General features: G+C 59.8%; 5 protein-coding genes. 3 read left to right on the plus strand and 2 right to left on the minus strand.

Annotated features, from left to right (window positions below; translation table 11 throughout):
* The coding region (locus tag RA20_RS18225; RefSeq protein WP_039132062.1) for a BapA/Bap/LapF family prefix-like domain-containing protein at nt 1-524 on the minus strand (524 nt) is incomplete at its 3' end.
* A 735-nt stretch (nt 525-1,259) separates the two neighbouring features.
* Here RA20_RS18225 and RA20_RS18230 point away from each other — a divergent pair.
* From RA20_RS18230 to RA20_RS18240, 3 genes are read left to right on the plus strand one after another with little or no spacing between them, the layout of a single operon-like run.
* On the plus strand, nt 1,260-3,194 hold the full coding sequence (locus RA20_RS18230) for a PrkA family serine protein kinase (RefSeq protein WP_039132064.1): 1,935 nt from the start codon (nt 1,260-1,262) through the stop codon (nt 3,192-3,194).
* A gap of 18 nt (nt 3,195-3,212) precedes the next feature.
* On the plus strand, nt 3,213-4,550 hold the full coding sequence (locus RA20_RS18235) for a YeaH/YhbH family protein (protein ID WP_039132066.1): 1,338 nt from the start codon (nt 3,213-3,215) through the stop codon (nt 4,548-4,550).
* Nucleotides 4,537-6,051: a SpoVR family protein gene (locus RA20_RS18240; protein ID WP_039132068.1), complete on the plus strand. Its 1,515-nt coding sequence runs from the start codon at nt 4,537-4,539 to the stop codon at nt 6,049-6,051. Before RA20_RS18235 ends, RA20_RS18240 begins: the two co-directional genes overlap by 14 nt.
* Nucleotides 6,052-6,163: 112 nt before the next feature.
* Here the strand turns inward: RA20_RS18240 and RA20_RS18245 are convergent, their stop codons facing one another.
* Nucleotides 6,164-7,276, minus strand: coding sequence for an S-(hydroxymethyl)glutathione dehydrogenase/class III alcohol dehydrogenase (locus tag RA20_RS18245; protein ID WP_039132071.1), 1,113 nt, complete (start codon nt 7,274-7,276; stop codon nt 6,164-6,166).
* Nucleotides 7,277-7,279 lie beyond the last annotated feature (3 nt).

Raw genomic sequence — 7,279 nt, forward strand, 5'->3', positions numbered from 1 at the left:
GGTACGACGCTGCCGTCGCCACCACCGCCGCCGCCGCCGCTTCCTGCGACCACTGCGGCGCCAACGACCCCGGCCGCTGCTGCGCCTGCACCCAGCCCGCCGAACAGCGGGGCCGCAAGCGGCGCTACAACCGGTTCAATCCGGTCGACGTCCAGGAACACCATTTCGTCGTAGGCGCTCCATTTGCCGGCCAGGTCGAGCGGTTCGTAGGTGGCAAACAGCATGCCGCCGGATTTGTCTTCCAGCACCACTTCGATGAACTCGCCTTCCTGGCTGAGAAACAGGTTCTTAGCGCCGGCGGCGTCATAAGAATAGAAGTTCTCCAGCACAAGCTCCTGGCCGTTGGCCAAAGTGATATGCAAATCGCTGCCGTTTCGGGCGTAGCTTTCGACATCTGCCGGGCTGAGGTTCAGCGAAAGGTCTTTGGCCTGTGCGGCATCAATGCGCGCCGGTGTGCCCTCGGAAAAATTTCCATGCTGCGTAGTGCCCGCCATATCGCGGGTAATATATGCGACCGTGCTCATTATTTTACCGCTCATCTGTACGCGGCGCGGCCCTGAATTGGCCTGCGCAGCGTGGTTCCGTTGCCTGTACTTTTGCCCATCGGCCGTCTTTTGCGGCCATTTTGAGGCCATACTGTGACGATTTTTCTTTGCCTGTCCAGTGTATGAAGGGCGGTCTTGACGCAAATTGGGCGGCAACCGTGTCTTGGCTGCCGCAGATTTTTTAAGGTTTTTCACGAGGCTGTGATGCTGCTTCCGCAACGATGAATGTGCGGCAGCGTGGCGGGATTTGGCAGGAATTACGGCCTTTGGGGCGGTTTCGGCCGGATGGTTGCGCCAAAAGGGTGAGGGTGGCTGAGTGCGCGCAATCACGGGTGGAGAGCGGCGTGCAAGCCTTTGAAATGCCGCGCTGCAGAACCCGCTTGCTGAGAAGCTGATCGCCGCGATGTGAAGAGAATTTCGCACAAAAGTTTCTGGCAATTAATTAAAAGTACACCACTTTCAGATAGGAAGAAGTTCGTAATTGGTGTAAGCTCGAAAGTAAGTAACACGACGCCGATAGCCCTGGACTCCGGGCGCAGGCCGCCGCCAAGAGCGGCCAGCCGGACGTATGACGCCAGCAGCGGCGCCGAGCAGAAATCAGAACTCAACACTGACGCGGACACCTATGCCCACGTGCTGGGCACTGTCTGTCCGTGCGCGAATTTAAAACGCCAGGAGGAACGGCGCCAAGTAAACCAGGAGGCTTGATCCACTATGAAAGACATTGCCGAACTTTTTGCAGAGCAGTACGGCGAGACGCGCGAGCAGGAAATGCCGCTGCAGGATTATCTGAATGCCTGCCGTGACGATCCCAGCCTGTACGCGAACGTCGCCGAGAGGATGCTGAAGGCAATTGGCGAAGAGGAGCTGGTAGACACGTCGAAGGACGCGCGGCTCGGGCCAATCTTTCAGAACCGCACGATCAAGCGCTACAGCGCGTTCCACGACTTCTATGGCATGGAAGACACCATCGAGCGCATCGTCGGCTATTTCCGCCACGCCGCGCAAGGCTTGGAAGAGCGCAAGCAGATCCTCTATCTGCTGGGGCCGGTCGGCGGCGGCAAATCCTCGCTGGCGGAACGGCTGAAGCGCCTGGTCGAGGATCAGCCGATTTATGTGCTGAAAGCCGGCGACCAGATCTCGCCGATCTTCGAAAGCCCCCTGGGCCTGTTCGATCCGGTCCGCATGGGTAAGGTGCTGGAAGAGGAATACGGCATTGCCCAGCACCGGCTGCCGGGGCTGATGTCGCCCTGGGCGGTGCAGCGGCTGGATGAGTTTGACGGCGATATCAACAAGTTCTCGGTTGTGCGCCTGTATCCGTCGCGTCTGCGCCGGATCTGTGTCTCCAAGGTGGAGCCGGGCGATGAGAACAACCAGGATATCTCGACCCTGGTCGGCAAGGTCGACATCCGCCAGCTGGAGCATTTCAGCCAGGACAACCCGGATGCCTACAGCTTCTCCGGCGGTCTGAACCGCTCGACCCAGGGCATCCTGGAATTCGTCGAGATGTTCAAGGCGCCGATCAAGATGCTGCACCCGCTGCTGACGGCGACCCAGGAAGGCAACTACATGGGCACCGAAAGCTTCGGTGCGATCCCGTTCAACGGCCTTATCCTGGCGCATTCGAACGAAAGCGAATGGCAGTCCTTCAAGAACAACAAGAACAACGAAGCCTTCATCGACCGGGTATCGATCGTCAAGGTGCCGTATTGCCTGCGGGTTTCCGACGAGTCGATGATCTACGACAAGCTGATCGAGAACAGCGAACTGCGCAACGCGCCCTGCGCGCCGGAGACGCTGAAAATCCTCAGCCGCTTCTCGGTCCTGACCCGCCTGAAGCCGCATGAAAACTCGAACCTCTACTCGAAGATGCGGGTTTACGACGGCGAAAGCCTGAAGGACACCGATCCCAAGGCCAAGACGGTGCAGGAGTACCAGGACCGGGCCGGCGTGGACGAAGGCATGAACGGCATCTCCACCCGCTTTGCCTTCAAAGTGCTCTCGACCACCTTCAACTTCGACACCGACGAGGTGGCGGCGGATCCGGTGCATCTGATGTATGTGCTGGAGCAAATGATCAAGCGCGAGCAATTCCCGCAGGAGACCGAGCAGAAGTATCTCGAGTTCATCAAGACCGAACTGGCACCGCGCTATGAGGAGTTCATCGGCAACGAGATCCAGAAGGCGTACCTCGAAAGCTATACCGAGTACGGCCAGAACGTCTTTGACCGTTATATCTCTTACGCCGACGCCTGGATCGAGGAGCAGGACTACAAGGATCCGGACACCGGCCAGCTTTATAACCGCGAGGTGCTGGATGCCGAGCTCTCCAAGATCGAGAAGCCGGTGGGCATCGCCAATCCCAAGGACTTCCGCAACGAGGTTGTGAAATTTGCCCTGCGCCACCGTGCGAATACCGGCAAGAACCCGGCCTGGAACTCCTATGAGAAGCTGCGCGATGTGATCGAGAAGCACATGTTCAGCCAGGTCGAGGAACTGCTGCCGGTGATCTCCTTCGGGTCCAAGAAGGACAGCAAGACCGAAGGCAAGCACCAGGAGTTCGTCGAGCGGATGCGCGGCCATGGCTATACCGACCGCCAGGTGCGGCGTCTGGTCGAATGGTACATGCGCGTCAACAAGGCGGGCTAAAGAGGAGCGCTGTGCAACATGCATCATTTCATCGACAGGCGCGCCAATCCGAAGGGCAAAAGCCTCGGGAACCGGCAACGGTTCCTGCGGCGGGCCCGGGAGAATATTAAGGAGCGCGTCGATCAGTCGGTCCGGGGGAAGTCGATCCAGAGCGGAAGCGGCGTTCCGGACGAAGGCGAAAAGGTCACCATACCTTCAAAAGGATTGAAAGAGCCGCGGTTCTTTCACTCCTCCAAAGGCGGCACCCGCCGCCATGTGCTGCCCGGCAACAAGGATTTTGTTGTCGGCGACACCATCAAACGGCCGCAGGGCGGCGCAGGCGAGGGCGGCCGCAAGGCCTCTGAGGACGGGGATGGAGAGGACGAGTTTTCCTTTACCCTGACGCAGGAGGAATACCTGGAAATCCTGTTCGACGGGCTGGAGCTGCCGGATCTGGTGGAAAAGGCCACGGTGGAGACCGAAACCATCGGCACCCGCCGTGCTGGCCTGACAACAGCCGGCACGCCCAACAACCTCAACCTGGTGCGCACCATGCGCAATTCGCTGGGCCGCCGCATCGCCTTGCAACGCCCCACGACAAAAACGCAGAAGGATCTGGAAGAGCAAATCGCCGAGCTGGAAGCGCTGGATGAGCGCACCCAGCCGCAGGAGGCCTTCCTGGATGAGCTGAAAAAACGTCTCGAAGGCATCATCCGCAAGCGCAAGGTGGTTGGTTACATCGACCCGCTGGATCTGCGCTACGACACCTTTGTGCCCGAGAAGATCCGCAATTCCCGCGCCGTTGTGTTCTGCTTGATGGATGTCTCCGGTTCCATGCAGGAGCGCGAGAAGGATCTGGCGAAACGCTTCTTCCTGCTGCTGCATCTGTTCCTGGAACGCTGCTACGAGCACACCGAACTGGTGTTCGTGCGCCATACCCACCACGCCCAGGAAGTGGACGAGGAAACCTTCTTCTACGCCCGCGAAACCGGCGGCACCATTGTGTCCACCGCGCTGGAGAAGATGAAGGAAATCATCGAAGAGCGCTATCCGCCGGATGAGTGGAACATCTACGGCGCCCAGGCCTCGGATGGCGAAAACTTCGGCAATGACTCGATCAGGTGCAAGAATCTGCTTCTGAATGATCTGCTGCCGGTGAGCCAGTTCTACGCCTATGTCGAGATCGTGGATGAGGCAGCGGAAATGCTGCTGAACAACCCGGAAGCAGGCGAAGATCTGTGGCAGAACTACCGTGAAGTGAAAGAACAGGCACAGCATTTCGAAATGCAGCGGGTGTCGCAGCCCGGCCATATCTATCCGATCTTCCGGGAGTTCTTCCTTCCCAAGGTGAAAGGGGCGCAGAATGCAGGCAGCTGAAAAGGCGCGCGAGCCGCTGTTCGACGGGCCGGAATGGACCTTTGAACTTATGGAGAAAGCGCGCGACGCGATCGAGGAGATCGCGCTGGGCGACCTCGGGCTGGATGTTTATCCCAACCAGATCGAAATCATCTCGGCCGAGCAGATGCTGGATGCCTATTCCTGCGTCGGCCTGCCGCTGATGTATCAGCACTGGTCCTTCGGCAAGCATTTTGCCCGGGACGAAGCGCTTTACCGGACCGGCCGCCAGGGTCTGGCTTATGAGATCGTCATCAACTCCAATCCCTGCATCAGCTACAACATGGAAGAAAACACCATGGCGATGCAGACCCTGGTGATGGCGCACGCGGCCTTTGGCCATAACCATTTCTTCAAGAACAACTATCTGTTCCAGCAGTGGACCGACGCGGCGGGCATTCACGACTATCTCGCCTTTGCCAAGAACTACATTGCCGCCTGCGAGGAGCGTTACGGCCTCAGCGCGGTGGAGGAGGTGCTGGACGCCGCCCATGCGATGCAGTCCCAGGGGGTGTTCCGCTACGGCCGCCCGCCAAAGCCAACCACGGAAGAGCTGGTTGCGATGCAGAAGGTGCGTGAAGGCTATGAAAGCGGTCAGAGCGTGCTGGATATCTGGACCGACTCGACGCTAGGCCGGGACAAGCTGGAAGAGGTCGAAGACGCCTCTTACAGCGCGCGCCGCAAGATGATGAACCTGCCGCAGGAAAACATTCTCTATTTCCTGGAAAAACACAGCCCGGTTCTGGATGCCTGGCAATGCGAGCTGCTGCGCATTGTCCGGATGCTGGCGCAGTATCTCTATCCGCAGAAGCAGACAAAGGTGATGAACGAGGGCTGCGCGACATTTGTGCACTATTACATCATCAACAAGCTGTATGAGCAGGGCCAGATCAAGCAGGGCGCCTATATGGAGATGCTGCACAGCCACACCAATGTGGTGATGCAGCCGGAGTACGACGATCCGCGGTTCTCGGGCATCAACCCTTACGCGCTGGGCTTTGCAATGATGCAGGACATCCGCCGCATTTGCCAGGATCCGACGGATGAGGACCGTGAATGGTTCCCGGATTTTGCAGGCGATCCGGATTGGCGCAAGGTGATGCGCGAGGCTTGGGCGAATTACCGGGACGAAAGCTTCATCCAGCAGTTCCTGTCGCCGAACCTGATCCGCAAGTTCAAGCTGTTCACTCTGACCAATGATGCGGATCTGCCCAATCTGGTGGTGAGCCAGATCCACAACCGCGCGGGCTACAAGGCGATCCGCCGCGACCTGGCCAAGCAATACGACCTCGCCTATCTGGAGCCGGATATTCAGGTGACCGACGCCGACCTGCGCGGTGACCGGGAGCTGAAGCTGACCCACACCGTGCGGGATGGCATCCATCTGGACGAAGAGGATCAGGAAGAAGTGCTGAAACACCTGCGCTGCCTCTGGGGCTATGGCGTCAGCCTGGACGCGGTGGAGGCCACCAGCGAAAGCTGATCATTTAAGCCCTGCTGAGCGGCGGGCCGCTTTGCAGCAATAGGTGCAAAAGAAAAACGCAGGCCGGAAGGCCTGCGTTTCCTCATTCAAGCTTGTAAGCCTGCCGGAGAACTTAGAACTCCACGACAGCGCGGATGGACTTGCCCTCGTGCATCAGATCAAAGCCCTCGTTGATCTGATCCAGCGTCAGCTTGTGGGTGATCATCGGGTCGATCTCGATCTTGCCGTCCATGTACCAATCCACGATCTTCGGCACGTCGGTGCGCCCCGAAGCGCCGCCGAATGCGGTGCCGCGCCAGCTGCGCCCCGTGACCAGCTGGAACGGCCGGGTCGAGATCTCGGCCCCCGCAGGCGCCACGCCGATGATGATCGACTCGCCCCAGCCCTTGTGGGCGCATTCCAGCGCCGTGCGCATCACGTTCACGTTGCCGGTTGCGTCAAAGGTATAATCCGCGCCGCCGCCGGTCAGCTCGACCAGATGCGCCACCAAATCGCCTTCGACATCCGCCGGATTGACGAAGTCGGTCATGCCGAAGTGTTTCGCCATCTCGACCTTGCCCGGGTTCAGGTCGACGCCGACAATCTGGTCGGCACCGGCCAGCCGCAGGCCCTGGATCACATTGAGGCCGATGCCGCCGAGGCCGAAGACCACCGCGCGGCTGCCGATTTCCACCTTGGCGGTGTTGATCACAGCACCAATGCCGGTGGTGACGCCGCAGCCGATGTAGCAGACCTTGTCGAACGGCGCGTCCTCGCGGATTTTCGCCAGCGCGATTTCCGGCACCACGGTGTGGTTGGCGAAGGTCGAGCAGCCCATGTAGTGGTGGATCGGGGTGCCGTCCAGCATCGAGAAGCGGGTGGTGCCGTCGGGCAGCAGCCCTTGTCCTTGCGTCGAGCGGATCGCCTGGCAGAGGTTGGTTTTCGGGTTCAGGCAGTACTCGCACTCGCGGCATTCGGGCGTGTAGAGCGGGATCACGTGGTCGCCCGGTTTCAGCGAGGTCACGCCTTCGCCGACCTCGACCACGACGCCCGCGCCTTCATGGCCCAGGATCGCCGGGAAGATGCCTTCCGGGTCGTCGCCCGAACGGGTGAATTCGTCGGTGTGGCACAGGCCGGTTGCCTTGATTTCCACCAGAACCTCGCCCGCCTTCGGGCCTTCCAGGTTCACTTCCATAATCTCCAGCGGCTTGCCTGCAGCCACGGCGACAGCGGCACGGGTCTTGATCAT

Source organism: Leisingera sp. ANG-Vp (genome assembly GCF_000813725.1).
GTDB lineage: Bacteria > Pseudomonadota > Alphaproteobacteria > Rhodobacterales > Rhodobacteraceae > Leisingera.